This is a genomic window from Saccharothrix tamanrassetensis, assembly GCF_014203665.1.
Taxonomy (GTDB): Bacteria; Actinomycetota; Actinomycetes; order Mycobacteriales; family Pseudonocardiaceae; genus Actinosynnema; species Actinosynnema tamanrassetense.
Genome location: NZ_JACHJN010000012.1, coordinates 126,177 through 152,480 on the forward strand (window position 1 = coordinate 126,177; position 26,304 = coordinate 152,480).

Sequence of the window (26,304 nt, forward strand, 5' to 3'; positions counted from 1 at the left end):
GAGTGGGTTGACGTGACGAACCGGCACATGGACTTCTTCGTCCGCGAGATGGCGGACTTCGGCCCGCGCAAGCGGGAGTTCCTCGAAATCGGGCGCCGGGCGGGCCTGTTCCCCAGCGCGGTGGCGCGCCAGGGCCCGAACGGCACCGAGGCCGAGGTCAGCGTCTGGTGCAGCAACGACTACCTCGGCATGGGGCAGCACCCGTTCGTCCTGGAGGCGATCAAGGACGCGGTCGACGCGTTCGGGGCCGGCTCCGGCGGTTCCCGCAACATCGGCGGGACCAACCACTACCACGTCCTGTTGGAGGAGGAGCTCGCGGCGCTGCACGGCAAGGAGTCCGCGCTGATCTTCCCGTCCGGCTACACCGCCAACGACGGCGCCCTGTCCGTGCTGGCGGGCCGCGCTCCGGACACGGTGGTCTTCTCCGACCAGCTCAACCACGCGTCCATCATCGACGGGCTGCGCCACAGCGGCGCCGAGAAGCGCATCTTCCGGCACAACGACGTGGCGCACCTGGAGGAGCTGCTGGCCGCCGCCGACCCGGACCGCCCCAAGCTGGTCGTAGCCGAGTCCGTGTACTCGATGTCGGGCGACATCGCGCCCTTGGCGGAGATCGCCGAGGTCGCGCACCGCTACCACGCCACGACGTTCCTCGACGAGGTGCACGCCGTGGGCATGTACGGGCCGCAGGGCGCGGGCATCGCCGCCCGGGACGGACTGGCGGACCGGTTCACGGTCTTCATGGGCACGCTGGCCAAGGGCTTCGGCACCGCCGGCGGGTACATCGCCGGTCCGGCGCCGCTGGTGGACGCCGTCCGCAGCTGGTCGCGGTCGTTCATCTTCACCACCTCGTTGCCGCCCGCCACCGCCGCGGGCGCCCTGGCCGCCGTCCGACACCTCAGGTCGTCCGAGGTCGAACGGGAACGGCTCGCGGCGAACGCGCGACTGATGCACCGCCTGCTGACCGAGCGGCGCATCCCGTTCGTCTCCGACCAGTCGCACATCATCGCGGTGTTCGTCGGCGAGGACCAGTTGTGCCGCCAGGCCTCCGCGCTGCTGCTGCGGCGGCACGGGATCTACGTCCAAGCCATCAACGCGCCGAGCGTGCGGACCGGCGAGGAGATCCTCCGGGTCGCGCCCTCGGCCACCCACACGGTCGGCGACGTCGAGAAGTTCGTGGAAGCGCTGGACGGCATCTGGCAGGAGCTCGGGATCCCCACCGGGCCGACCGCGGGATGACCTGCCGGGCGGAAGCCGTGCGTCACAGCAGGTGCGCGGCACGGGGGAGCGCCGAGGGGAAGACCCCGGCGCTCCCCCCTTCGCCCGGCGGCGGTCGCCGCCGGGCGGGTCGACGAGGAGGGAATCCTGATGTCCGTGTCGTTGGCGGCCGTGCTCGCCGAGTCCGCCGCCCGGTACCCGGACCGGGCGGCGGTGGTGTTCGAGTCGCGGAAGACGTCCTACCGGGAGCTGTGGTGGTGGGCGCGGAAGTACGCGGCGGTCCTGGGGGACCAGGGGATCGGGCGGGGTGACCGGGTCGCGCTGCTGCTGCCGAACTCGACGCACCTCCCGATGGCGTACTTCGGCGTGCTGGCGTTGGGCGCGGTGGTGGTGCCGGTGCACGCACTGTCCAAAGCGGACGAGATCGAGCACGTGCTGCGGGACTCCGGGGCCGCGGCGCTGGTCTGCGCCGGATCGCTGCTGGAGCACGGAGGTGAGGCCGCCCGGCGTGCCGGCGTGCCGGTGTTCACCGTCTTGGCGGACGACGGGTTCCGGTTGGACGTGGCGGCCGGCCGTGCCGCCCCGATCGACCGGTACGCGCCGTGCGCGCCCGACGACGCGGCGATGGTCCTGTACACCTCTGGCACGACCGGCAAGCCCAAGGGCGCGGTGCTGACGCACCTGGGCGTCACGATGAACATCACCGTCACGATGCTGTCCCCGTTCGACTTCCGGGCCGACGACGTGTTGCTGGGCGCGCTGCCGCTGTTCCACGTCTTCGGCCAGGTCTGCGGCATGTGCGTGTGCTTCCGGGCCGGCGCCACCCTGGTGCTGATGCCGACGTTCGACGCGGCGCGCGCGATCGAGTTGATGGCCGAGCACCGGTGCACGGTGTTCATGGGCGTCCCGACGATGTACATGGCACTGTTGCGCGCTTCGGGGACGGCGACGGTGCGCCCGCGCCTGCACCGCGCGTACTCGGGTGGGCAGGCACTGCCGGTGAAGGTCCTGGAGGACTTCGAGGACCGGTTCGGCTGCCCGGTCTACGAGGGGTACGGCCTGACCGAGACCTCGCCGGTGGTCGCCTACAACCAGCCGGCGTGGCCGCGCAAACCGGGCACCGTGGGGCTGCCGGTCTGGGGCGTCGAGGTGGCCATCGCCCGGGCCGAGGTGGAAGGTCGGGTCGAGCTGCTGCCCGCCGGCGAGGTGGGCGAGGTCGTCATCCGGGGCCACAACGTCATGGCCGGCTACCTGAACCGGCCGCGGGCCACGGCCGAGGTCCTGGTGGACGGCTGGTTCCGCTCGGGCGACCTGGGCAGGAAGGACGAGGACGGCTACCTGTCCATTGTGGACCGAAAGAAGGACGTGGTGCTGCGCGGCGGGTACAACGTGTACCCGCGCGAGGTCGAGGAAGTCCTGATGCGCCACCCGGCCGTCGCGCAGGTGGCGGTCATCGGCGTCCCGCACCCCACGCACGGCGAGGAGGTCTGCGCGGTGGTGCTCCCGGCGTCGGGAGCGCTGCCGGGGACCGAGCTCGGGGTGGAGATCGAGACGTGGAGCAAGGCGCGGATGGCACCCTACAAGTACCCGCGCCGGGTGGAGTTCGTCGACGGGTTCCCGCTCGGGGTGGGCGGCAAGGTGCTCAAACGCGAGCTGGTGGCCCGCTTCGCCCGCTGAACCTCACCGCCGCCCACGACGATCCGGCCGCCCACGACGATCCGGCCGCCCACGACGATCCGGGCGTCAGCGCAGGGCGTCCGAGCTTCGACTGCCGCGCTCCGGCTCGGGATCCGAGCCGGAGTCGGCGCTTTCCGGGTTCACCGTGCGGCGAGCTCGCGGGCTGTGGAGACGGCCCGGCCGTAGGACTCGGTGACTCCGCCGAGCGACCCGTCGAACTTCGGTGCGACGAACCTGGCGAGCAGCTCGAAGCTGCGCTTGAGGGCGCTCCGGTCCGCCCAGTCCAGTACGGTGACCAGCAGCCGCCCGAAGCCGCCCGTCTCGTCCTGCACGTCCCGGATGGCCTGGACGCAGTCGTCGACCGAGCCGATGACGGTGCCACGCCGGTCGATCAGCTCCTCCAGCGCCTTGCGCGCCTCCGCCCGGGAGTGCACCCGCGGTGCGCCGAGCAGGGCCCAGTACTCGTTGCGGTACCGCATCCAGCCGTCCACGATCTCGTCCAGGGCCCGCTCGCGGCTGTCGGACACGTGCACCGACAGCGCCACCCGCCAGTCGGCGCGGTCCAGCTTCCGCCCGTGCTCCGCCGCCGCCGCCTCGGCGTGCTGCCACTGCCCGACCAGGTCGCCGATCCGGCTGCCCGGCCGCGGCGGGATGCCGAAGGAGATCGGGCTGATGCCGTACTGGCCGGCGAGCCGCATGCCGAACGGGGAGACCGCGCTGGACACCGCCATCGGCAGTCCCGCCGGCGAGTGGGGGCGCAGCTGCAACCGGGCGTCCCGCACCTCGAACCAGTCGGTGCGCACGGTCACCGGCACGGTGTCGTGGAGCAGCTTGTGGATCACGTCGAGCGCCTCGGCGGTGCGCCGTCGCGTGTCCGCCGGGTCGATGCCCAGCAGATGCATGTCGGTCGGGATCGACCCGGCCCCGACGCCCAGCGTGAACCGCCCGCGCGTCAGCTGGTCGAGCTGGACGGCCCGCGAGGCGACCATGAACGGGTGGTGGTAGGGCAGGCTGACCACGCCGGTCCCGAGCCGGATGTGCCGGGTCCGCTCGGCCGCCGTGGCGATGAACAGCTCGGGTGAGCTGATCGTGCCCCAGCCCGCCGAGTGGTGCTCGCCGACCCACAGCTCGTCGTAACCCAGCTGGTCGAGCCACTCGGCCAGTTCGAGGTCGCGCCACAGGCTCAGCGACGGGTTCTCGCCGAGCGGGTGGAGGGGGGAGAGGAAGGCGCCGAAGCCGATCGGGTCCATCGTGGACTCCTCAGTCAGTGGTGGACGTGTCGGGGTGGGCCGCCGCGGTGCACAGGCCGACCAGCTGCCCGAGCCAGCCGTACGCCGGATGCGGTGGGCCCGGTGGCACGGCGGGGCGCCCGGGGGTCGCGCGGCGCAGCAGCAGCGCCACGGCCGCGTCTTCGCCGAGCGGCAGCCGCCCGAGCGGGTGTTCCGCGCCGAGGCGGTCGCGCACCCAGGTGACCCGGTCGTTCGGCGCCAGTTCCACGCCGATCACCAGCACCTGCTCCAGTTCGTCGTCGAACAGCAGGAGGTCGGCCAGCCGCAGTGCCGAGCCGGCGAGGTCCTCGCACGCCGAAACGCAGCTCACGGGGCCGGTGATGCCGTACCGCTTGGCCAGGTGGCCCAGGATGGAGGTGGTCACCGACTGGAAGAACAGCAGCGGGCTGTGCACCTGGCCCGCGACCAGCTTCCGCGTCGCGAGGTCGGAGGTGGTGGTGTCGCCGCACGCCGTGGCCAGCACGATCGCGGTCCGTTCGCCGAGCCCGCGGACCAGGTCGCCGCCCGGCGCACCCAGGCACTGCTCGGCGACCGCCGCGACCAGCGGGTTGAACCTCGACGTGACGAAGCCGGGCACGGAGGTCAGGTCGACCGGCGCCGCGCCGGGGACGTCCCGCGCCCGGTCACCCCAGGGCGCCAGGCAGGCCGCGCCCACCACGGCACGCGGTAGGTCGAGCGTCGTCATCGCAATCCTCTCGGCGTGGCGGAGCACGGTGCTCACACCCGTTTCAGGACGAGCGCGGCGTTCACCCCGCCGAAGGCGGCGTTGAGCGACAGCGCGTGGGTGATCGGCGCGCGGCGGCCCACGTCGGGCAGGTAGTCCAGGTCGCACTCGGGGTCGGGCACCCGCAGGCCCGTTGTCGGCGGCAACAGGCCCTCGCGCAGCGCGAGCAGCGTGATCACCGCCTCCACCGCGCCGGTGGCCTCCAGCATGTGGCCGGTGCTGCCCTTGGTGGAGCTGATGGGCACGGCGGGCGCGTGCGCGCCGAGGATCCGGCGCAGGCCGGCGGTCTCGGCCACGTCGTTGAGCGGGGTGCCGGTGCCGTGCGCGTTGACGTAGCCCAGCCGCTCCACGTCCACCCCGGCGCCGCGCAGCGCGGCCCGTGCCGCCCGGACCAGCCCCTCGCCCTTCGGGTGCGGCTTGATGACGTGGTGGGCGTCGGAGGACATGCCCCAGCCGGCGACCTCGGCGAGCGGTTCGGCGCCCCGCGCCCGCGCGCGCTCGGCCGACTCCAGCACCAGCACGGCCGCCCCGTCGCCGTGCAGCAGGCCGTCCCGGTCGGCCGCGAACGGCCGCACCGCGCCGGACCTGCTCAGCGCCTTGCCCGAGTCGAACTTCGCGAACACGTCCTCGGTGACCAGGTACGCGCCGCCGCACACCACCACGTCGGCCAGCCCGCGCCGGACGAGTTCCGCGCCGTGGCCGATCGCGTTCGTCGACGCGACGCAGGCGTTGACGAACGCGAGGCGGGGCGTGCCGAGCCCGAACGCCGCGCCCAGCGACTCCGGCAGGCGACCGGGCAGGCTGTCCACCGTCCGGGGGTCGCCGGGGGCCCGGCCCCGGGCGTGGTCGGTCCAGAACGACCGCGCCGCCGAGTGGTCGCCGTTGGTCCCCAGCAGCACGGGCGCACCGGCCGCGTCGGTGCCCGACATGCGCAGCGCCTCGGCGGCGCACGCGTGCAGCACCTCGGCCTGCGTCGGCGTGTAGCCGGGCTCGACCGGCACGCCGGGCACCTCCGGGCCGTCGCCCCCGTAGGTCGCGGCGTGCGCGGCGTGGTAGGGGGTGCTGTCGAAGCGGGTGACCGGCGCGAAGCCCGGCCGGCCGGTGAAGACGTTGTCCAGCAACGCCTCCGGCCCGAAGCCGAAGGCGGTCAGGACGCCGTACCCGGTGATCACGACCTCACGGGACATGCCGTGCTCCTTCCAGCGCGCCGGCCTGCACCCGGCGCAGGGCCAGGTGGAGCGAGCCGATGGAGTCGCTGGCGGTGACCTCGTCCTCGTCCTCGGGGCCGACGACGATCCCGTACTGCTCCTCCAGGTGGTGCAGCAGCCACACCGAGGTCAGCGAGTCCAGGACGAGTTCGGTCGAGCTGTCCCACTCGGCGAGCGGGAGGCCGGACTCCCGGAGGAGCCGGGCCACGTCGGACTCGGTGATCACCTGGCCACGCTGCCCGCGGCGGCGGCCGACCGCAGGCCGACCACGGTGTCCACCAGCGCGCCGAGGTCGGGCACGAGGTCGGCGGTCAGCTCGTCCTCCTGGAGCTCGACGCCGTACTCGCCCTCCAGCTGGAGCACCAGCTCGATCATGGCCAGCGACTCCAGCCCGAGGCCCTCCTCGCCGAGCGGGAGGTCGTCCTCGACCCGGTCGGGCAGCGGGATGTTGATCACGTCCCTGATCACGGTCAGGATGAACTCTCGGGTTTCTGCGCGCATCGGTGTCTCCGTTGGGTGGTGGTCGGCCCGGGGCTCCGCTCAGCGGGCCGGGACCGAGTGGACGCGGTCGAGCACGGGCACGGGGGACAGGGCCTCCCCGTGCACCACGGCCGAGACGGCGCGGATCACGCTCGCGGGCGAACTGCTCTGGAAGATGCCCCGGCCGATCGCCAGCCCGCTGCACCCGTGCGCCAGCAGCGTCGCGGCGAACGCCGCCGGGTCGACGCCCCGGTTGCCCGGACCGCCCGCCGAGAGCACCGGGATCGGGCAGCTCTCCACCACCTCCGCCATCCGCTCCAGCGGCACCGGCCAGGTGGTCTTCACCAGCGACGCGCCCAGGTCCGCCGCGATGTTGACCACGTGCGACAGCAGTGCCGGGTCGTGCGGGTCGGTGATCGCCGGGCCGCGCGGGTACACCATCGCCAGCAGCGGCACGTTCCACCGGCGGCACGCGTCGGCCACCGCGCCGAGGTCCGCCAGCTGGCGGCTCTCCGTGGCGGAGCCGATGTTGACCTGGACGCTCACCGCGTCCGCGCCCAACTGGATCGCCTCCTCCACGTCGCCGACCAGCACCTTGGCGTCGGGGTCCGGGCCGTGCGCGGTGCTGGCGCTCAGGTGCACGATCAGCGAGCACGCGCGCAGCAGGGCCGGGTCGAGCGTCGCGACCCGTCCTTTGTGGACCACGACGGCGTCCGCGCCGCCCTCGACCGCCACGCGGACGAGCCAGTTGAAGCGCCCGGCCGCGATGATCGGTCCGTCGGCCACCGAGTGGTCCAGCGGCACGAACAGGTAGCGGCCCTCGCGGTGTCTGGCCAGCCGTGCGAGACGGACTGCGGTTCCTCCCGGCCTGGCGGACATGATGCACCCCTCGTCACCCGGAAAAGCGCCTACGCCGAGGGAGTCTGCCCAAGCCGGGCGGGGTGCCGGACCCTCGATCGGACTGCTCCTGCGAACGCGTGCGGCAGCACCATCGAGGTGCCCGACCGGTCAGGTCCGGCGCGCACCCGGTCGGCACCCGGTCGTGCAGGTCCGTCGGGGCTGCCCCGGCGCGGTCGCCGCTGTGAGGGTGTGTCCCGGTGCCTCCCGGGCACCGGATTCGTCCCGACCGGCGGGCTTCGCCGCACTGGAACGCAGTAGGGGGATGGTTCGGAGTGAAGTTCGCGTGGATCGACATTCGTGCGGTGGACGCGCAACGCCGGGAGGCGGTGGTGGACGCGGCCGTCCACGCCGGTCTCGGTGGGGTGCTGGACCACCGGCTGGAGACGTTGGCGACCTTGCCGCCCACGGTGACCAAGGTGCTGCTGCCCGGTCCGGGCGAGGTGCCCCCCGCCGAGGCCGCGGGCGTGTGCGACGTGGTGCTGACGCGGGTGGCGACCTTCACCGAGCTGGACAAGCTGAAGCTGGTCGCCGGCGAGGTCGACGCGCACGCCGGCGCGTTCGTGGAGGTGGTGGACGACCTGACGCTGCGGGTGGCGTGCGCGGCGGTCCAGGCGCTGGAGCACACGGTGGTCCGCTTCCGGGATCCCACCAAGATCCCGCTGGAGATCGTGATCGCCGCCGCCGACCGCGCACCCGGCCTGCTGGTGTGCGAGGCCGACGGCATCGAGGAGGCCCGCATCGTCCTGGACGTGCTGGAGAAGGGCTCCGACGGCCTGCTGGTGGCGCCCCGCGACGCCAACGACGTGTTCGACGTCGACAAGCTGCTCCGCGCGGCGACCCCGGACCTGGCGCTGACCACCCTCACCGTGCGGTCGGTGGAGCACAACGGGTTGGGCGACCGGATCTGCGTGGACACCTGCACCCACTTCCGGGAGGACGAGGGGATTTTGGTCGGCTCCTTCGCCCACGGTTTCGTGCTGTGCGTCAGCGAGACCCACCCGCTGCCCTACATGCCGACCCGTCCGTTCCGGGTGAACGCCGGGGCGCTGCACTCCTACGTGTTCGGCGCGGACAACCGCACCAACTACCTCAGCGAGCTCAAGGCGGGCAGCACCGTGCTGGGGGTGACCGCGGACGGGCGCACCCGCCGCATCGTCGTCGGCCGCGTGAAGCTCGAATCCCGCCCGTTGCTGACGGTCCACGCCACGGCGCCCGACGGCACCGAGGTCGCGCTGACCCTCCAGGACGACTGGCACGTGCGCGTGCTGGGCCCCGGTGCGGCGGTGCTCAACAGCACCGAACTCGAACCGGGCGACCAGCTGCTGGGCTACCTGGCCACCGACAAGCGCCACGTCGGGTGGCCGGTCGGGGAGTTCTGCATCGAGAAGTGACCCGGGCGGATCCCGGCGAGGAAGGACCTCAAGATGACTCCAGGCAGGGACTTCGAGGTGTGGCTGGACGCCGCGCTGTCCGATCCGGACCGGCGCGGCCTCACCTGGGCGACGCACGGCGGGACCGTCGTGACGCGCGACGCGCTGCGCACGGAGGTCGACCGGGCCGGGCGGGTGCTCGGGGCGTCCTCGATCACCCGGGGCAGCACGGTCGCGGTGCAGCTGCTGCCCAGCTTCACGCTGCTCTGGTCGCTGTTCGCGCTGTGGTCGCGCGGCGCCCAGGTGATGCTGCTCGACCCCCGGCTCACACCCACCGAGACCACCCGGCTGCTGGAGCTGTGCCAGCCGCAGTTCCACCTCACCACCGGTGGCGTCGCGCGGACCTTCACCCCGTTCCGCGACCAGTGCGAGGTCCTGGTGCGGCCCCGGCCGTCGGGCGTGCCCGCGCAGGGCGACCACCGGCTGATCCAGTTCAGCTCCGGCTCCACCGGCCTGCCCAAGGTGATCGGGCGGACCGGGGACTCGCTGCTGACCGAGGTCGAGCGGTTCGCGCGGCTGCCCGACATGCCGCGCCGCGGCGAGGACGTGTTGCTGCTCAGCTCGCTGGCGCACTCGTTCGGCCTGATCGGCGGGGTGCTGCACGCGCTGAACGCCGGTGCGGCCCTGCACTTCGCCGGTCGGCCGAACCGGGGCGCGCTGCTGTCGGTGCTGGCCGGGCGCCGGATCGCCGCCGTGCTGGGTGTACCGGCGCACTACGCCCTGCTGAGCAGGCCCGGTGACCTGGAGCCGCTGCCGCACCTGCGGCTCGCCGTCTCCGGCGGGGAAGCCCTGCCGCCGGAGGTGTTCGCCCGGTTCGAGGAGCTGTTCGGCGTCCGGATCGGGCAGGCGTACGGCATGACCGAGACCGGGATCATCGCGACCGACCTCACCGGTCGCCACGGGCCGCCCGCCGTCGGGGTGCCGGTGCCCGGCCTGTGCACCGAGGTGGTCGACGGCACGCTGCGGGTGCGCCTGGCCGAGGCACCCTACCTGCACGTGGACGCCGACGACCGGTACGTGGACGGGTGGCTGCACACCCGCGACCGGTGCGTGCGCCGGCCCGGCACGGACGTCCTGGAGATCACCGGGCGCACCGACTCCCTGGTGTCGATCGGCGGGCTCAAGGTCGACCTGATGGAGGTGGAGGCGGTGCTCGCCGAGCACCCGGACGTCCGCGAGGTGGTGGTCGTCTACGGCGAAGCCGTCGAGGCGCACCTGGTGATCGCCCCGTCGTTGGCGCGCAGCGAACTGCTCGCCTGGTGCCACGAGCGGCTGAGCACCTACAAGATCCCCAAGGCGTTCCACTTCCGGACGGCGCTGCCGCGCACGTCGAACGGCAAGCCGGTGCGCAACCGCGACCTGCTGCACGCGTCGGGGCACACCGCCCGGTCGGTCGCGCACAGCGAGGTCGTGCAGTCGGCATGAGCACGTGGCGAGACCCGTGGCTGCGGCCGGTCACCGGGCTCCGGCCGGACAGCGCCGTCCGGCTGTTCTGCCTGCCCTACGCCGGGGGCAGCGCGACGGTGTTCCGCGCCTGGCGGTCCGCCGCCGCCGACGTGGAGGTGCACGCCGTGCAGCTGCCCGGCCGGGGGCGGCGGGTCGCCGAGCCGCCGCTGCACGACGCCCGGGTGCTGGCCCGGCGGCTGGCGGCGGCGCTGGAGCCGCACCTGGACCGCCCGTACGGCATCTACGGCCACAGCATGGGCGGGATCGTCGGCCTCGCGCTGGCGCACGAGCTGGCGCGGTCGCGCCCGCCGAGCGGTCTCTTCGTCGGGGCGAGCGTCGCGCCGTCCTCGCTGCGGCCGGTACGACGGTGGCGAGGGACCGACGAGGAGCTGTTGCGGTGGCTGGAGTGGGTGGGCGGCACGCCCGCGCACCCGCCGGCCCGGCCCGGGCTGCGCAGGCTGCTGCCGGTGCTGCGAGCCGATCTGGCGGTGGTGGCGGGGTACCGCGGGCGGCCCGGTGAGCGGCTCGCGGTACCCGTCACGGGGTTCGTCGGCGCGGCGGACCCGTTCGCCGGCCGGTCCGCGATGCTCGGCTGGGAGCGGGAGACCGACGCCGGCTTCACGTTGTCCGAGGTGCCCGGCGGCCACTTCTTCCTGGCGGGCTCGGGTCGCCTGGTGCTCGACGCGGTGACCGCCTCCTTGCGCGCGGCGACCCGACCGGGCAACTATCCGACACTTGTTGCGCACACGACGACTGTCGTGGAACCATGACGCGATCGAATCCGTCGACGAGGGGGACAGCCAGCCGTGGGAACTCACCGACCTCCGGCCGCCGAGGGCGACTCGGACCGGCTCACACCGGAGCTGTGGTGGCTGAGCGCCATCATGGCGTTCGGCGGATTCGCCAGCCTGCTCGACGCCACGATCATCAACGTCGCGATCGGCCCCCTGGCCGCGGTGTTCGCCGCCGAGCTGGACACCGTCCAGTGGACGATCACCGGCTACCTGCTCGCCATCACCGCCTCGCTCCCGCTCAGCGGCTGGGCCACCGCGCGGTTCGGCGCCAAGCAGACCGTCATCTTCTCCCAGGTCGTCTTCCTGGTCGGCTCGGTGCTGTCCGGGCTGGCCTGGTCGGCGACCAGCCTCATCGTCTTCCGGGTGATCCAGGGCATCGGCGGCGGCCTCGCGGTGCCGGTCGGGCAGGCGTTGCTGGCGCAGGCCGCCGGGCCGAGGCGGCTGGGCAAGCTGATGGCGATCGTCTCCATACCCGCGCTGTTCGCGCCGGTGCTCGGCCCGTCGCTGGGCGGCGTGCTGATCGACTACCTGGACTGGCGGTGGATCTTCTTCATCAACGTGCCGTTCTGCCTGGTGACCATCGCGCTGGTGCTGGCCAAGGTCCGCAACGTCGTCCAGCCCTCCCGGACCGCGAAGCTGGACGCGCTCGGCCTGCTCCTGCTGATGCCCGGGCTCGTCGGCCTGATCTACGGGCTGGCCGAAGCCGGCTCGGCGGGCGGGTTCGACGGCGCGACGACCCTGGTCAGCCTGGTGGCCGGCGTCGTGCTGCTGGTGGTGTTCACGGTGCGGGCGTTGCGCAAGCGGCAGAACCCGCTGCTGGACCTGAGCCTGTTCCGGGTCCGCGAGTTCAAGAACGGCACCGCGGCGGGTGTCCTGCTGAGCATGGCGATGTACGGCGTGCTCATCCCGCTGCCGCTGTACTTCCAGCTCGTGCAGGGGACCAGCGTGCTGGAGTCGGCGTTGCTGCTGCTGCCGCAGAGCATCGGCTACCTCATCGCGGTCGCGACGATGAACCGGTTCTCGTCGATGCTGGGGGTGCGCAACCTGTCCCTCGTCGGCGTGGTGTTCGTGATCGCCGGCACGATCCCGTTCGCGCTCATCACCGCCGACCCCGACCAGGTCCTGCTGGGCGCGGCGCTGGTCGTGCGCGGCATGGGTCTGGGGCTGTCGATGACGCTCACCATGACGATCGCCTACAGCAGCGTGTCCAAGGAGGTCGTCCCGAACGCCACCAGCGCGTTCAACGTCTTCCAGCGCGTCGGCGCGTCCTTGGGCACCGCGGTGCTCGCGGTGGTCCTCCAGAACCAGGTGGCCGGGCTGCTGCCGGCGGGCACCACGACGCTCCAGCAGGTCGAGCCCGGCGGCGACGTCGCGCACGGCTTGGCGTCCGCGTTCGGCGCACCGTTCTGGTGGGCGCTGGCCTTCACGGTGGTGGCACTGCTGCCGGTCTTCTTCCTGCCGGGGCGCCAGTCGCCTGCCACCGCACCAGTGCGGTCGCCGGCGCCGGCGCGGGCGGACTGACCGGTCGGGAGCCCCGGCCCGGGTCACGCGAACCGGGGCTCCGGCCACATGCCCGACAGCCGGTGCAGCGCGGCCCGGTGCCGCCCGAGCTGGTCCTCCGGGCCGGCCAGCTCCAAGGCCAGGCACCGCACCAACTCGGGGAACCGGTAGTGCAACCGCGCGTCGCCCCGCATCACCACCACGTCCAACAGCCGCGCGTCCACCAGCTGTTCCAGCACCTCGTCCGCCTCGGCGGAGGTGAGGTCGAGCAGCAGTGCCGCCGCCCGCGACGGGAAGTGCGGCACGTCCGGCAGGGACAGCAGCCGGAACGCGTGCCTGGCCTGCTCGTCCAGCCCGCAGTAGCCGGAGATGAGGCGTGCCCGCACGTCCAGGTCGGCGACCCGCAGCTCGTCCAGCCGGCCGCGCCGGTCGGTCAGCAGGCCCGCCAGTCGGGTCAGCGTCCAGTGGGGCTTGGCGGCCAGCCGGGCGCCGGCGATCCGCACCGCCAGCGGCAGGTGCCCGCACAGCTCTACGATACGTTGCGCCGCAACGGGTTCGGCCCGGAAGCGGTCGTCGCCCACGATCGCGTGCAGCAGGCCGAGCGACTCGTGCGGCGAGGGCATGGGCAGGTCGACCAGCGCGGCTCCTTCCAGTGCGACCAGCCTGCGGCGGGCGGTGACGACGACCGTCGAGCCGGGTCCGCCGGGCAGCAGCGGCCGTACCTGGCTCTCGCTGACCGCGTCGTCCAGCAGGATCAGCACCCGCCTGCCGACGATCCGGCTGCGGTACAGCCGGATCCGGTCCTCCAGGGTGTCCGGGACGGCCGTGCCCCACAGCGCGGTCAGCATCACGGCGAGCGCTTCGGCGGGGTCGACCGATCGACCGCTCCCGCCGAGGTCGACGAGCAGTTGGCCGTCCGGGTAGTCCGACCGGCACCGGTGGGCGGCGTGCACCGCGAGCGCCGACTTGCCGGCACCGGCCATCCCGGACACCACGCAGACCGAGCCGTGCCGCCGCATGGTCCCGACGACCAGGTCGACCTCGCGGGCGCGGCCGGTGAAGTCGGCGATGTCGGCGGGCAGCTGCGCGGGCGGCGCCCCGATCGCGATCGTCGCGCGGACCGCGGGCGAGGCCTGCCGCGCGGTGAGGATGCGGTTGTGCAGCTCCTGGAGGTCCGCGCCGGGATCGATGCCCATCTCGTCGGCCAGCAGCCGGCGGTAGTCGTCGTAGGTCGTCAGGGCTTCGGCCTGCCGGCCGCTGCCGTGCAGCGCCAGCATCAGCTGGGCCCGCTGTCGTTCCCGCAGGGGGTGCTCGGCGACGAACCCGGTCAGCTCGGAGACGACGCCGGCGTGCGCGCCCAGGCCCAGGTCCGCCTGCACCCGGTCCTCCCAGACCGCCAGCCTCGCCTCCTCCAGCCGGGGGCGTTCGGCGTCCCCCAGGAAGTCGGTCACCCCGGACAGCGCCGGACCGCGCCAGAGCGCGAGCGCCCCGCGCAGCTCGTCGGCGGCCCGGGCGAACTGCCCGGCGGCCAGCGACCGGCGGCCGTCGGCGGCGAGCCGTTCGAACTCGAACAGGTCGATCTCCTCCGGCGGCACGCGCAACAGGTAGCCGGGGTGCTGCCGGACGAGCTCGGCGTCCGGTCCGACCAGCCTGCGCAACCGGGACACGTAGGTCTGGATCTGCGCCGCCGAGGCGGCGGTCCGCTGATCGCCCCACAGCATCGTGGTGAGCCGGGCGTTGGACACCACTTTCGACCGCGCCAGCAACAGGACGGCGAGCACGGTGCGCAGTTTCCTCGCGTTCGGCCCGACCGGAACGCCGCCGTCGTGGACCTCCACCGGTCCGAGCAGGCGAAAACGCACGTCAGGACGCCGCGAGTGTGCCGGTGGTGTTCTCCCGGCCCGTCGACGGGCCGCACCGGCGAACGGCTGTGGATCTGGTCGTCCGCGGCATGTCCCGGGCCTCGTGCGCGAACTCGCGGACCATCATCCAAAATCGTGACACTTGTCCCCCTGGATAACGCTGCCACGTCCCGTCGGCGCTTCGCCGCCCCCGAGTACCACAGAACCGGTGGCGAGTTCCCACCCGCCACGGCATCGTCTGCAACAACGGTACCTGCCCTGTCCGGAGCGTCCTGTCCGGCATACGGGTCAATCTTCCGTCAGGCCCGGAGTGGAATCCGGAGGTGGTCCTCGGGTATATCCCTTTGCGCGTGACCGGAATCCGCACACCTGTGCCCGCACGTGGGGCTCCACCTCGACGAGCGAGTTCGGGCGGGTGATTTTTCCCGAATGTGCGAGCCTGTCCGAATGCGGTGGTGGAATGCGCCGGTGACGTCGGCGCACTCCTGTGCTCAGCACGCGGAACGATTCCGTGGTTCCGCGTGGATTTGTCCTGTGCTCGTTTTCGGCGGGTGTTCGGCGATCGTATCCGTGGGCAATCGATGGTATTCCGGTCAATGGCCGAATAATCGTCTGCCGGGTGTGGGGCTGTTATGCGCGTAGGCCCTGGGCTTTCAGCTCCTCGCGCAGGTCTGCTCGAAGGCGGGCTCGTAGGGTCGCCAACGGTGCTGTCGCGCCCGATCCGGTGAGGAAGTCCTCGACGCTCCAGACGATCAGGCCGCCCTGGCGGGACAGGTAGAGGCCCACGCTGTCGATCGCGTAGTGGTCGTCGTAGTCCAGCAACAGGTAGCCCGCGAGTTGGTGGAGTTCGTCACGACCCAACCGGTGCGGGTCCTTCGTGGACTTGCAGTCCAGGAGCAGGCCTCCCAGGATGTAGTCGGCGTCCGCCGGGACGTCGGCACTCCCCGCGAACACCGGACCGCAGACCTTGGCCGACGGTGGCAGGGCGCGGAACCGGGCCAGTGGGCGGTCGGCCAAGGCCAGTTGGGCGTGGACGTCCTCGACCACGTACGGCGGCACGGCGGCGACCAGGTCCGCGAGTGTGGTCGTGGCGTCGCGTTCGGCGAGCATGCTGAAGCGGCGGATCTGTCCCGTCCGGTAGATGTCCTCGAAGGACGCCGCCACATAGCACAACCTGGTCAGGGTGTTGTCGTCGCGGGCGGTCGGATCGGCCAGGTGGGCGTCGATCGCCGCCAGGAGCTGTCCCCCCACAGTGGACAGTCGCCTGCGGGCGTGGCCGTGCGGCGCGCCGGGCAGTTGGTAGGGGCTCGTCAGCGCGGCCACGCCGTGTGCGACCGCAGGGCCGAGATCGCCGCCGAAGGACAGCCGGAGGCGGTAGTCGACGGCGTGGCCGATGCCGGACCAGTCCGGGTACTGGACGTCGATCGGTTGCACCGGGTGCGGCAGGGTCGCCAGATACCTGTGGTAGTCGCGTTGTGGGCCCGCGGTGGAGGGCAGGTGGCGGGCCATGAAGCGGGAGACCGGCGAGTCGGGGTGGCGCAGTTGGCCGGTGAGGCTGAGCTCGGCCAGTCGCCTGGTGCGGGTCGTCGCGCCCTGCTCGTACTCGTGGATCCACGCGACGCCTTTGAGGTCCAGGCCGAGGCGGGCCCGGGTGACCGCGACGTAGATCAGGCGCGCCTCGGCGGGGTTGACGTCCCTCGGCAGCCCGTCGTCGTCGGCTGACGGGGCGGCGAACCCCGGCCCGATGCGCACGGTCGCCCACTCGCGCCCCTTCGCCTTGTGGGCGGTGGAGACCACGACCTTCGCGTCCCCCTCGGCGGACAGCCTGCCCACTGCGCGCAGGACCTGCTCCGGGCCGTACTTGTCGACCAGCCTCACGATCGACTTGAGGTCCTGGCCCGCCTTGTCGTTCTCGACGTAGTCCTGGACCTCGCCCCACGAGCCGAACAGGAACAGCTCGGGGTGGCTGGTCCGCTTGCCCGCCTTCAACTCCTCGGCCGCCGCGGCGATGCGCTGGATGGCGTCGCCGCCGCCGGTCAGGGCGACCGGGACGCCTTCGTCGAGGAACGCCATGACCTCCTGCATGGCGTCGGCGTTCCCCCGGCACAGCACCACGTCCGGGTTGTGCACCTCGCCGATCCTGGACTCGCCGGGGCCGCGCCCGGTCAGCCTCAGGGTCGACTCGGCGTGCCGCAGCCAGCGGTTGGCCTCCTCCGCGACCCGCGGGCCGAACCGGAAGGACTCGGTGAGGTGCAGGGATTCCGCCGGGAAGCCGGTCATCACGTCACGGGCGCTGCGCCAGCCGTAGATCTGCTGGGCCGGGTCGCCCACGCACACCCGCTGGGCGCCCTGGTTCAGGAAGATCTCTTCGAGCACCGGGTTGGTGTCCTGGGCCTCGTCCAGCATGACGAAGTCCCCGGCGAGCTCCGGACCGGTGAGCGCCCACATCTTGAGGTAGTGGTCGTGCTCGAACCGGAGGGTGCCGCGATCGGAGCGGATGTCCTCCCACGCCCGCGTCGCGTAGGGGAGGAGGGTCCGGGCCAGGTACTCCTGGCCGACGTTGTCGAGACCGGTGACCGTTTCCAGGTGGCGGGCCATCACCTGCTTGTCGGTCGAGTAGCAGAACCTGCGGATCATGCCCATCACCAGGCGGGCCTGGTGGTTGGTCTTGATGAAGTGCGTGCCGACGGCCAGGTCCCGGGTGATCCCCAGCCTGCGCGCGGTCTGCCAGGCCGGGAGTCGGGTCTGCGAGCGTAATCGCTCCTGGTAGCGGCTGCCGATGGCGCGGTAGGCCAGGGAGTGGGCGGTGCGGCACTGCACGTTGGCGCCGAACCGGGTGCGGGCCTCGTCGGCGATCGCCTTGTTGAAGGCGATGTACAGGCCTCGCCTGCGGGTGGTCGCGGCCATCTGCACGAGCGTGGCGGTCTTGCCCGTCCCGGCGCCCGCGACCAGCGCGAGGTCGCGCCCGGCGGTGAAGACGTCCCGGGCGGCGGTCTGCTCGGGGGTCGGCGTGATCGCCATTGTCACCCTTCCAGCCAGTATCGACTACCTAAAGTCATCTCGGCGAGGTGATCATAGGCGGCTGCCTGCCGCGCCTGGTCGTGAACGCGCGGCTTGGCCGGTCCGGAGGCGTTACCGCCGGGCTGTCGCCGCGATGAGGGTCGAGGAGATGTAGGCCTGCGCGGGATCGGTCGGCACGAGGAGCGTTTCGATGCCGCTCAGGTGGTGGTTCATCCGAGCCATCGGCAACTCTTGCTCCAGGTCGACCGGGGTGCACGTCCCGCAGGATCACGTCGACGCCCGTCTGGCGGCAGTAGTCGACCAGTAGCCGGCCGGGGCTGGAGTCCACCGTGACATTGGCCAGGTCGCTGGTCATGTCGGCCAGCAGGGCCAGTCGTTCGGCGAGGGGGAACCGGCCGGTCTTGGCCGGGTTGGTCAGGACGCACATGACCACTTCGTCGAACATGCCCGCGGCCCGGCGCGCCACGTCCAGGTGTCCCTGCGTGGCCGGGTCGAAGGAGCCGGGGAATACGGCGCGCACGGCCTGCCATGCCAACGATCAACGGTGGCCGCGCGGGCGACCGGTGACAAGGGTCTCTGCCCGTCCGACCCCAGCGGCCCGGCCTCGACCACTGGTCACCCGCCAGAGTGGCTCTAGGCGTCGGTGAGGCGGTTCTCCCGCCGCCGGGCGAGAATCCGATGGTGTCCGAACCGCACAACCCAGGAGGGGACACCGTGAAGCGAGTGGCAGCAGTCTTGGTCGGCATCGTGTTGGGCATGGTGGTGTCGGCCGCATCGGCGGGCGCGGAACCCGCGGCCGGCGAGCGGCAGGATCCGGTGCTCCATGGTCCGCTCATGATGCTCTGCAATGCCGGGAACGACCTGATGGAAAGCACCGGCATCGCGGTTCCGGTCGTGTCCCAGGTCGTGAATGGCTGCGCCACGACTCCCTGACGCCGCTCGACCCGGCACGATCACCAACTCCGGGCACGCGGGCCGTGGACGTCCTTCGCCGCGGCCGGAGCCGGTCGTGCCTCTCCCGTAGCGTCCCGACCGCGCGCCCGGTGCTCAGGTCATCGCGCCGCGGTCGGTGAACGCAGGTAGGCCGAGCCGGTGTCCTCGTCGAAGTCGTCCAGGAAGTCGTGCAGCGCCTCGGCGACGTGGTCGAGCGAGCGCGTGGCGTAGAGGACAGGTTGGTAGCCGGCGGCCTGGTAGCAGGTGTTGACGATGGCGGTGACGTCCCACGGGCGGATCTCGGCGCGGTGCAGACGACGCAGTTCGCCGTAGGACGACAGCAGCGCCGCTCCGTAAGCCTTCACCTCTCCTCCCTCCAGCGCGACGCCGTACTCGAGGCTGAACCAGTACACGCGGCTGATGAGGTCGAGTGCGTCTTCGCCGTCCACGCGGCTCGCCGCCGCTCCGACCGCCCGGTACAGGTCGGCGAACCACGGTGAGCACAGGTGCGTCCCGTGGCCGAGCACGTCGTGCAGCACGTCGGGTTCGGGGGTGTAGAGCGGCATCGCGGGGTGACGGACGTACTGCACGGCGTGGAAGTAGTCGCGCGCCATGGCACCCAGGAACCTCTTGTCGGGCACCAGCCCGCCGGCCAGGGTGAAGCGGAAGCCGGTGAGCTCGCGCAGGCGGTCGCCGACCTCGGCGTGCTGGGGCACGTGGTCGTCGGGTACGGGCGCGCTGTCACGCAGATCCAGGACCGTTCGGCGCAACCGACCCGGCTGGGCCGCGCGGAGCGCCGAGTGGACCCGGCGCCACGTCTCGTGCTCCTGCTCGGTGTAGACGACCGGCGGTGACGGCTCGCCCACCTCGTGCCCCTCGGCCGCCGCCACGATGGCGTCACGGCGTCGGACGTACTCGGTGTCGCTCAGCCCGGGGTGCGCCTCGGCCGGTCCCAGCCGCCCGTCCGGGGCGACCGGGGTCCGCATGGGCAGCGCCTGGATGTCGGTGGTCATACGCGTCGGCTTCCCGCTCGGGAAGGACGCACTCCCGGCGCGGGTCAGGTGAACACGTGTGGGTGACTCGCTTCCCACTGCGCCCGACGATGTGCTGCCACGGCTGGGGTCGACGCAGCACTGGAGTCCACTGTGGTCGAACCCGTGTTCGACCACAGTGGACTCCGGTGTTGGTCCCGGATGCGTCTGTACGGGCTCGAAGTGGCGTGGCTGACCGCCTCGATGCGATTCATGTAGGCCGAATGGGCGTTCCTGCTGCTGCAAATGGTGCGTGGTACCGGGGAGCGATTGCCGTAGTGCCGTCGCGGCCTCGACACTCCACAGGCCGTCGCTCGCGCCGCCGATCAAGTTCTCAAGCCCCACGCAGATTCTTGTGAAACCGGGCGCGTCGCATCGGCCGTTGTGTTCCGACAGAGGGGAAACCACCACGATGTGCTGCAACTCGTCCGACGACCGCGCGACCCGCCGACCGCCTTGCCAACGCAGTGAAACGACCACGCCGTCAGACGCGGACTGCATCGCCGCGGGTTTCGGCCCTGACGGCGCGCCGATCGTCGGCAGCCTTCCCGACCGGCGTCAGGTGGCCAGAGTCGAGTTGTCCAACGGCAACGTCATCGACTTCGTCGCCATCCAGAGCGACGACGCCGGACACCCCGAGATCAGTGTCCGCGAGATGACCGCCGGCCACGATGCGAGCCGGCTGACCGTGTCCCGCGACCCGGCCCTGTCGCCGCTGGACCTCTTCCGCAACCTCGCGCCGACCCTCGCGGTGCCCACCGCCATCGCGGCTTACGCGAGGGAGGGGCAGGAGGCGACCGACACCGTCGAAGCACACGACAACCCCATCGAAGCCGACCTCGACGAACTCGACCTGTCGCTGAGGCCGCGCGGCCACACCACCAGCTCGGGGTTCCCCTCGCCGCAATACTGCAAGCCCGGCGGTACCGAGGCGTTCTACGAGCAGATCTGCGCGTCCGCGGTCTACCCGGACAACACCTGGCGCTGGTGCGACGAGGAGCCGATCTACTCGACCAAGGTCAGGTACACCAACGGGCACAGGCGGCGCAAATCCACGGCCTTCACCGCTGCGTGCATCGGTCCGGGGCTCACCGAGCACTTCTACAGGTCCGCCGGCGGCGGTTGGAAGCCCTGCGACAGCCTTTGGGTGCCTGCCGGGTACACCGTCTACAGCACGTACCACGGCACCATCAAGAGGGACCGCAAGGTCCTGCACCGCCCGATCTCCGCCGGGGTCGACCACTACGTCCGCGCGGCCACCTTCATCTACAACCTTTGAGCGAAGCAGGTCGGCCGTCCAGGACGCGGCGGCGAGGCCGGACGCGCCGCGTGGGGCGACGACGGTGTGGTGGTGTGGACGGAGAACCAGGGCGTGTGGTCACCGGTAGCCCGACCGGACGGCACCTGCGTGCCTCGGCGAGGAGGACTTCCCGTTCCCTCCGACGCCACTGGTGCACGCGCCTCGGCGGACGTTCGACCCGTACCCGGTCCAGCACCTGCTCGGTGGTCACGACGCGGTTGGCATCGACGAGCAGGGCCGCCAGTGCGCACCGCTGCCGGGGCATGCCCGATGTCCACCCGTCGGAAGTCGATCCACAGGCCGGCTCGCCACCGCTGACCAGGGGACTCGTACAACATTGTGTAAATCCCGACAACCGGAGGTCCATCGTGATCACAGCGGCGGGTTCCCCACGCCGGACAGGAGGCGCATCGCACCGGCGGCCGAACAGGGGGTGTCGCCGGTGTGATGCCCCGTCCACGAGGTCGAACGCACCGCCGAGAGTGACGGGGAGTTGCGCCGGTCTCACATCGTCGATCCCGAACAAGCATGTGGATCTCGCGGGTGGCCACGTCTGACGGCTCGCCGATGGCAGGTTCGGCGAGGCTCTCCGGGTGTCGCAGCAGGGCTGGTTCGGGTCGGTCGGACAGTGGCCACTTCGGACTCGATGAGGCAGATTCTGCACGTGAGGTCGCCGAGTCGGAGGCCTCACGTCCAGACTGCCGCCCGACCGGAGGACCACCCGTGACCGAAACGCAGTACCACGACCTCGGTGATTTCACGTTGCAGCACGGCGCGACCTTGCGCGGCGCACGGCTCGCCTACGCGACCTACGGGACGCTCAACCCCGAGAAGTCCAACGCCGTCGTGTACCCCACCTGGTACTCCGGCCGCCACTGGGACAACGAGTGGCTGATCGGCACCGGTCTGACGCTCGACCCGGACAGGTACTTCGTCATCGTGCCCAACATGCTCGGCAACGGGCTGTCCAGCTCACCGAGCAACACCACCGGCGGCTACGCCGGGCCCCGCTTCCCCCACGTCACGTTCCACGACCAGGTCCGCGCGCAGCACGACCTGGTCACGCGCCACTTCGGCATCGAACGGCTGGCCCTGGTCACCGGCTGGTCGATGGGCGCCGGGCAGACCTACCAGTGGGCGGTCAGCCACCCGGAGATGGTCGAGCGCATCGCCCCGTTCTGCGGCTCGTCCCGGACGAGTTACCACAACAAGGTGTTCCTGGAAGGCGTGAAGGCCGCGCTGACCGCGGACTCCGCCTTCGCGGGCGGCTGGTACGGCGACACCCCGCCCGTGGTCGGGCTCCGCGCCTGCGCCCGCGTCTACGCCGGGTGGGGCTTCTCGCAGGCGTTCTACTGGGAGAAGGAGTACGAGAAGCTCGGCTACACGGCGCTGGAGGACTTCCTGGTCGACTTCTGGGAAGGCTTCTTCCTCGACGACCGCGACCCCAACGACCTGCTCGCCATGCTCCGGACCTGGCAGACCGGCGACGTCGGCCTGACCCCCGGCTTCGACGGCGACACCGAGGCGGCCCTGGCCTCGATCCGCGCCACGGCCATCGTGCTCCCCGCCGAGAAGGACCTGTACTTCCCGCCGGAGGACGAGGCGTGGGCCGTCAGCCACATGGGCAACGCCGAGCTGCGGGTCGTCCCGGGCATCTGGGGCCACTTCGCCGGGCACGGCAGCAACGAACCCGACACCCGGTTCATCGACGCCGCCCTGCGCGAGCTGCTCGACCGCCCCGGCGGCCTCGACTGACCCACTCCGGTGGCACGCACGTGCCAGGGGCCGACACGCCATGCCGAGACCGGCAACGTCTCGGCATGGCGTTTTTTCCGATCTTGCGGACGACATCGGGCGTTGACAGTGTGGCTAAACGGATTTAGCCTTCCCGAAATCTGCAAGGGCGGAGGCGGCATGAGCCAGTCCACTTCTGACACCGCACTGCTCACGATCGAAGACCTTCGGGTGACCTTCCACGGCGAACGGGAGGTCCCCGCCGTGCGCGGCGTGTCGCTTTCCCTGTCCGCCAAGGAGTCCGTGGCCGTGCTCGGTGAGTCCGGGTGCGGCAAGACCGCCACCGCCCGCGCGGTGATGGGCCTGCTCGAACCCGGCACCGAAGTGGCCGGCCGGATCGCCTACCGGGGCGAGGACGTGCTCGCCCTGCCTGCCAAGCGCCGCCGCGCGTTGTGCGGCAGCAAGATCGCGATGGTCTTCCAGGACGCGCAGACCGCGCTGAACCCGTCGTTCGCGGTCGGTGACCAGATCGCCGAGATGTTCCGCGTGCACGCCGGCGCGTCCAGGAAGGTCGCGCGTGAGCAGGCCACCGACCTCATCGCCAGGGTCGGCATCCCGGACGCGCGGCGGCGTGCCGGGGAGTACCCGCACCAGCTCTCCGGTGGCATGCGCCAGCGCGTGGTGATCGCGATGGCCGTCGCGCTCGGCCCCGAGGTCCTGCTCGCCGACGAGCCGACGACGGCACTCGACGTCACCGTGCAGGCCCAGATCATCGAACTGCTCCAGGAACTGCGCCGGGAGTACCGGACCGCACTCGTGCTGATCACCCATGATCTCGCTGTCGCCGCGCAGGTCGCGTCGCGGGGTGCGGTCATGTACGCCGGTCAGGTCGTCGAAACCGGTCCGTTGGAACGGCTTTACCGCACACCGCGGCACCCGTACACGATCTCGTTGCTCGAATCGGTGCCGCGGGTGGAACGACGGGTCGAGGAACTCGGCTCCATCCCCGGCTCCCCACCGGATCCGGCCGCGCTGCCCACCGGCTGCGCGTTCGCCGCGCGCTGCCGGTTCGCCGTCGACGTCTGCCGTGCCGAGCAGCCTGTGTTGCGGCGCCTGGCGGACGACTCACTGGTCGCCTGCCACCGCGCGGAGGAGGTGGCCGGTGGCTGACCCGTTGCTGCGCGCCGAGAACGTCGTCAAGCACTACCGAGTCCGGAATGGACGCGAGCGGGGAATCGTCCGCGCGGTCCACGATGTCAGCTTCGAACTGGCCCGCGGCGAGACACTGGCGCTGGTCGGCGAATCGGGCTGCGGGAAGTCCACTCTGGCCAGGACGCTGGTGTGCCTCGAACAGCCGACGTCCGGCCGGGTGATGCTCGACGACACCGACCTCGCCGGGCTGTCGGAGCGCAAGCGCCGACCGCAGCGCAAGCGGATCCAGATGGTGTTCCAGGACCCGTTCGCCTCGCTGAACCCGCGCATGAGCATCGGCGACCTGATCGGTGAGGCGTACGAGGTGCACGGCCTGCCGGACGGCGCCGGTTCCGCCCGGACCGCCGTGGCCGAACTGCTCGAGCGGGTCGGCCTGGAACCCGCGATGGCCGGCCACCACCCCCGTCAGCTCTCCGGTGGGCAGCGGCAACGGGTGGCCATCGCGAGGGCGCTCGCGCCGCACCCCGCGGTGCTGATCTGCGACGAGCCGACCTCGGCGCTCGACGTGTCGGTGCAGGCCCAGATCATCGCGCTGCTCCGCCGGTTGCAGTCCGACCTCGGCATCGCCTACGTCTTCATCAGCCACGACCTGGCCGTGGTGCGCCAGATCGCCGATCGCGTCGCGGTGATGTACCTCGGCCGGATCGTCGAGTCCGGTACCGCGCAGGACATCTTCGAGTCCCCGGTCCACCCGTACACCCAAGCCCTGCTCGCCTCCATCCCCACCCTGACGCCGGGCCGGACAGCCCGGCTCGGCGGCGAGGCACCCAGCCCGATGAACCCGCCGGCGGGCTGCCACTTCCGGCCGCGCTGCCCGCACGCCCGACCGGAGTGCGGCACCCGCCTCCCCGACCTGGCCGCGTTCGCGCCGAACCACCTGGCAGCTTGCCTGTTCCCGCAGATCCGCCGCTCGCAACTCCCGACGGAGGAACCATCGTGACCGGTCACCACCCACCCCTGAACCGGCGGGGTTTCCTGCGCGCGGCCGGTGGCGCCGCCCTGCTCGTCCCGTTCGCCTCCGCCTGCGGTGACACCAGGACCGGTCGACCGGGCTCGGGCGGCACGCTGAGGTACGCGCTGTCCGCCGAGCCGAAGGGGCTCGACCCGGCCTCCACCGGCGAGTCCAACTCCGGCATCGTCATCCACAACGTCTACGACCGGCTGCTGGAGCTGACCGGCGACGGCAAGGACGTCTCACCGGGCCTCGCGGAGCGCTGGGAGGTCACGCCGGACGGCATCGGCCACACCTTCCACCTGCGCCAGGGCGTGAAGTTCTCTGACGGCAGCACGTTGGACGCCGCAGCCGTGGTCGCCTCGCTGCGGCGGACGATGGAAGTCGGGCAGGGCGCGAGCGACCTGCTGGTCGACCACGTCAAGCCGGGCAACATCGTCGCCAAGGACGCGGGCACCGTCGTCATCACGCTGGACTCGCCGTTCTCGCCGTTCCTGCGGACGCTCGCGCTCGACGCGGTCGGCTCGGTGGTCAACCCGGCCGTGGTCGCGGCGAACAAGACCCAGGCCGACCCGACCGCGGCGAAGTACCTGGCCAGGAACATGGCCGGCAGCGGCGCGTTCCAGTTCGTCCGCTGGACGCCCAACCAGGTGATCGAGGTCAAGTCGTCCGACGGCCACTGGCGCGGCAGACCGAAGCTGGCCGGGGTGCTGTTCAACTCGCCGGTGGAACCCTCGACCGCCGCGTTGCAGCTGGAGCGCGGCGACCTGGACGTGGTCGGCAACCTGCCGGTCAACCTGATCGACCGGCTGGCGCAGAACAAGGACGTCACGGTGCTGGCCACGCCGCTGCTGGACATCACCTACTGGATCTTCCAGACCGAACAGCCGCCGTTCGACGACGTCCGGGTGCGCCAGGCGATCTGCTACGCGATCGACCACGACGCGATCATGGCCAACGTCGTCAAGGAGAGCGGCATCCCGTTGCGCGGGCCGATCCCGGGCAGCCTCGTCGACGGGTACGCCGACCACCGCGACATCGCGGTGTACCAGCGGGACGTGGCGAAGGCCAAGGCCCTGCTGGCGGAGGCCGGCCACGGCAACGGCCTGAAGATCGACAGCACCTACGTGCCCGGCTACGGCACGCTCAAGCAGATCGCCGAGGTGATGCAGGCCAACCTCAAGGAGGTCGGCATCGACTGCACCATCGGTGAGCTGCCCCTGTCCACCATCATCGACAAGGTCGGCAAGGGCGAACTGCCGTTCTTCTCCTGGAAGTCCACCCTCAACTACGCCAGCCCGGACGCGTTGCTGTACGGCAAGTTGCACGGCAAGGCGTCCCGGTCGGTCGAGGGCAACCTCGCGCACTACCGCAACGACGAGGTCGACCGGTTGCTCGACCGGGCGCGCGGCTCGGCCGACCACCGGGCGCAGGACGCGGACTGGCTCGCGGCGTCGGCCCGGATCAGCCAGGACGCGCCGTGGCTGCCGCTGTACCAGGACGTCGACCGCCGCGCGGTGCGCAAGAACGTCAGCAACTACAAGGAATCCGCGCTGTCGCGGCCCGACCTGTACACCGTGGGGAAGGACTGAC

At 71.7% G+C, this 26,304-nt stretch carries 22 protein-coding genes; 12 read left to right on the forward strand and 10 right to left on the reverse strand.

Annotated elements, in window-relative coordinates:
* Positions 1-12 precede the first annotated feature (12 nt).
* On the forward strand, positions 13-1,239 hold the full coding sequence (gene hemA / locus FHS29_RS31100; protein WP_312865179.1) for a 5-aminolevulinate synthase: 1,227 nt from the start codon (positions 13-15) through the stop codon (positions 1,237-1,239).
* Positions 1,240-1,368: 129 nt separating this feature from the next.
* Entirely contained in the window at positions 1,369-2,895 is a 1,527-nt protein-coding gene (locus FHS29_RS31105) for a long-chain-fatty-acid--CoA ligase (RefSeq protein ID WP_184696867.1), read from the forward strand.
* Positions 2,896-3,035: 140 nt separating this feature from the next.
* Here the strand turns inward: FHS29_RS31105 and FHS29_RS31110 are convergent, their stop codons facing one another.
* The 6 genes from FHS29_RS31110 to FHS29_RS31135 are packed head-to-tail and all read right to left on the reverse strand — an operon-like array spanning position 3,036 to position 7,475.
* Positions 3,036-4,145 (reverse strand): LLM class flavin-dependent oxidoreductase, encoded by a 1,110-nt coding sequence (locus FHS29_RS31110; protein ID WP_184696869.1) that lies wholly within the window; start codon positions 4,143-4,145, stop codon positions 3,036-3,038.
* Between the two features lie 10 nt (positions 4,146-4,155).
* A complete protein-coding gene (locus tag FHS29_RS31115; protein ID WP_184696871.1) occupies positions 4,156-4,869 on the reverse strand; it encodes a beta-ketoacyl-[acyl-carrier-protein] synthase family protein in 714 nt (237 codons plus the stop codon).
* Between the two features lie 32 nt (positions 4,870-4,901).
* Positions 4,902-6,095, reverse strand: a complete 1,194-nt coding sequence (locus FHS29_RS31120; protein WP_184696873.1) for a beta-ketoacyl-[acyl-carrier-protein] synthase family protein — start codon at positions 6,093-6,095, stop codon at positions 4,902-4,904.
* Positions 6,085-6,342: an acyl carrier protein gene (locus FHS29_RS31125; RefSeq protein WP_184696875.1), complete on the reverse strand. Its 258-nt coding sequence runs from the start codon at positions 6,340-6,342 to the stop codon at positions 6,085-6,087. The genes FHS29_RS31120 and FHS29_RS31125 overlap by 11 nt, the downstream gene beginning before the upstream one ends.
* Positions 6,339-6,617 carry an acyl carrier protein gene (locus FHS29_RS31130; protein ID WP_184696877.1) on the reverse strand — a complete coding sequence of 93 codons (279 nt, stop codon included), beginning with the start codon at positions 6,615-6,617 and terminating at the stop codon, positions 6,339-6,341. Before FHS29_RS31130 ends, FHS29_RS31125 begins: the two co-directional genes overlap by 4 nt.
* A 39-nt stretch (positions 6,618-6,656) precedes the next feature.
* On the reverse strand, positions 6,657-7,475 hold the full coding sequence (locus FHS29_RS31135) for a 2-amino-3,7-dideoxy-D-threo-hept-6-ulosonate synthase (protein WP_184696879.1): 819 nt from the start codon (positions 7,473-7,475) through the stop codon (positions 6,657-6,659).
* Between the two features lie 293 nt (positions 7,476-7,768).
* On the opposite strand from FHS29_RS31135, the gene FHS29_RS31140 reads away from it, so the two are divergent.
* From FHS29_RS31140 to FHS29_RS31155, 4 genes are read left to right on the forward strand one after another with little or no spacing between them, the layout of a single operon-like run.
* A complete protein-coding gene (locus FHS29_RS31140) occupies positions 7,769-8,887 on the forward strand; it encodes a 3-dehydroquinate synthase II family protein (protein WP_184696881.1) in 1,119 nt (372 codons plus the stop codon).
* Positions 8,888-8,920: 33 nt separating this feature from the next.
* On the forward strand, positions 8,921-10,351 hold the full coding sequence (locus tag FHS29_RS31145) for a class I adenylate-forming enzyme family protein (protein WP_184696883.1): 1,431 nt from the start codon (positions 8,921-8,923) through the stop codon (positions 10,349-10,351).
* A complete protein-coding gene (locus FHS29_RS31150; protein WP_184696885.1) occupies positions 10,348-11,142 on the forward strand; it encodes a thioesterase II family protein in 795 nt (264 codons plus the stop codon). Before FHS29_RS31145 ends, FHS29_RS31150 begins: the two co-directional genes overlap by 4 nt.
* A gap of 36 nt (positions 11,143-11,178) precedes the next feature.
* Positions 11,179-12,687, forward strand: a complete 1,509-nt coding sequence (locus FHS29_RS31155; protein ID WP_184696887.1) for an MDR family MFS transporter — start codon at positions 11,179-11,181, stop codon at positions 12,685-12,687.
* A gap of 23 nt (positions 12,688-12,710) precedes the next feature.
* On the opposite strand, the gene FHS29_RS31160 is transcribed toward FHS29_RS31155, so the two are convergent.
* The 3 genes from FHS29_RS31160 to FHS29_RS31170 form a co-directional block, all read right to left on the reverse strand.
* Positions 12,711-14,528 carry an AfsR/SARP family transcriptional regulator gene (locus FHS29_RS31160; protein ID WP_184696890.1) on the reverse strand — a complete coding sequence of 606 codons (1,818 nt, stop codon included), beginning with the start codon at positions 14,526-14,528 and terminating at the stop codon, positions 12,711-12,713.
* A 630-nt stretch (positions 14,529-15,158) separates the two neighbouring features.
* On the reverse strand, positions 15,159-17,549 hold the full coding sequence (locus tag FHS29_RS31165; RefSeq protein WP_184696892.1) for a UvrD-helicase domain-containing protein: 2,391 nt from the start codon (positions 17,547-17,549) through the stop codon (positions 15,159-15,161).
* 34 nt (positions 17,550-17,583) lie between these two features.
* Complete coding sequence (locus tag FHS29_RS31170; protein WP_246441034.1) at positions 17,584-18,084, reverse strand: adenylyltransferase/cytidyltransferase family protein; 501 nt, start codon at positions 18,082-18,084, stop codon at positions 17,584-17,586.
* 188 nt (positions 18,085-18,272) lie between these two features.
* Here FHS29_RS31170 and FHS29_RS31175 point away from each other — a divergent pair, with 188 nt between their 5' ends.
* The gene (locus tag FHS29_RS31175; RefSeq protein WP_184696894.1) at positions 18,273-18,482 is read left to right on the forward strand and encodes a hypothetical protein; all 210 of its coding nucleotides are present in this window, start codon (positions 18,273-18,275) and stop codon (positions 18,480-18,482) included.
* 119 nt (positions 18,483-18,601) lie between these two features.
* Here the strand turns inward: FHS29_RS31175 and FHS29_RS31180 are convergent, their stop codons facing one another.
* Entirely contained in the window at positions 18,602-19,495 is an 894-nt protein-coding gene (locus FHS29_RS31180) for a phenylalanine 4-monooxygenase (RefSeq protein ID WP_184696896.1), read from the reverse strand.
* Between the two features lie 271 nt (positions 19,496-19,766).
* Between FHS29_RS31180 and FHS29_RS31185 the strand changes: the two genes are divergently transcribed.
* The 5 genes from FHS29_RS31185 (at position 19,767) to FHS29_RS31205 (ending at position 26,303) form a co-directional block, all read left to right on the forward strand.
* Positions 19,767-20,792 carry a hypothetical protein gene (locus FHS29_RS31185; protein ID WP_184696898.1) on the forward strand — a complete coding sequence of 342 codons (1,026 nt, stop codon included), beginning with the start codon at positions 19,767-19,769 and terminating at the stop codon, positions 20,790-20,792.
* A 744-nt stretch (positions 20,793-21,536) separates the two neighbouring features.
* A complete protein-coding gene (locus FHS29_RS31190) occupies positions 21,537-22,568 on the forward strand; it encodes an alpha/beta fold hydrolase (protein WP_312865180.1) in 1,032 nt (343 codons plus the stop codon).
* 159 nt (positions 22,569-22,727) lie between these two features.
* Positions 22,728-23,717 carry an ABC transporter ATP-binding protein gene (locus tag FHS29_RS31195; protein WP_184696900.1) on the forward strand — a complete coding sequence of 330 codons (990 nt, stop codon included), beginning with the start codon at positions 22,728-22,730 and terminating at the stop codon, positions 23,715-23,717.
* The gene (locus FHS29_RS31200) at positions 23,710-24,699 is read left to right on the forward strand and encodes an ABC transporter ATP-binding protein (protein ID WP_184696902.1); all 990 of its coding nucleotides are present in this window, start codon (positions 23,710-23,712) and stop codon (positions 24,697-24,699) included. Before FHS29_RS31195 ends, FHS29_RS31200 begins: the two co-directional genes overlap by 8 nt.
* Complete coding sequence (locus FHS29_RS31205) at positions 24,696-26,303, forward strand: ABC transporter substrate-binding protein (RefSeq protein ID WP_184696904.1); 1,608 nt, start codon at positions 24,696-24,698, stop codon at positions 26,301-26,303. Before FHS29_RS31200 ends, FHS29_RS31205 begins: the two co-directional genes overlap by 4 nt.
* Position 26,304: the final 1 nt, after the last annotated feature.

Excerpts from the sequence above, each read along its gene's own strand:
- FHS29_RS31180 (WP_184696896.1), bottom strand. The coding sequence starts at position 19,495 with ATGACCACCGACATCCAGGCGCTGCCCATGCGGACCCCGGTCGCCCCG.
- FHS29_RS31130 (WP_184696877.1), bottom strand. The coding sequence starts at position 6,617 with ATGCGCGCAGAAACCCGAGAGTTCATCCTGACCGTGATCAGGGACGTG.
- FHS29_RS31135 (WP_184696879.1), bottom strand. The coding sequence starts at position 7,475 with ATGTCCGCCAGGCCGGGAGGAACCGCAGTCCGTCTCGCACGGCTGGCC.
- FHS29_RS31115 (WP_184696871.1), bottom strand. The coding sequence starts at position 4,869 with ATGACGACGCTCGACCTACCGCGTGCCGTGGTGGGCGCGGCCTGCCTG.
- FHS29_RS31165 (WP_184696892.1), bottom strand. The coding sequence starts at position 17,549 with ATGGCGATCACGCCGACCCCCGAGCAGACCGCCGCCCGGGACGTCTTC.
- FHS29_RS31120 (WP_184696873.1), bottom strand. The coding sequence starts at position 6,095 with ATGTCCCGTGAGGTCGTGATCACCGGGTACGGCGTCCTGACCGCCTTC.
- FHS29_RS31105 (WP_184696867.1), top strand. The coding sequence starts at position 1,369 with ATGTCCGTGTCGTTGGCGGCCGTGCTCGCCGAGTCCGCCGCCCGGTAC.
- FHS29_RS31145 (WP_184696883.1), top strand. The coding sequence starts at position 8,921 with ATGACTCCAGGCAGGGACTTCGAGGTGTGGCTGGACGCCGCGCTGTCC.
- FHS29_RS31195 (WP_184696900.1), top strand. The coding sequence starts at position 22,728 with ATGAGCCAGTCCACTTCTGACACCGCACTGCTCACGATCGAAGACCTT.
- FHS29_RS31110 (WP_184696869.1), bottom strand. The coding sequence starts at position 4,145 with ATGGACCCGATCGGCTTCGGCGCCTTCCTCTCCCCCCTCCACCCGCTC.
- FHS29_RS31150 (WP_184696885.1), top strand. The coding sequence starts at position 10,348 with ATGAGCACGTGGCGAGACCCGTGGCTGCGGCCGGTCACCGGGCTCCGG.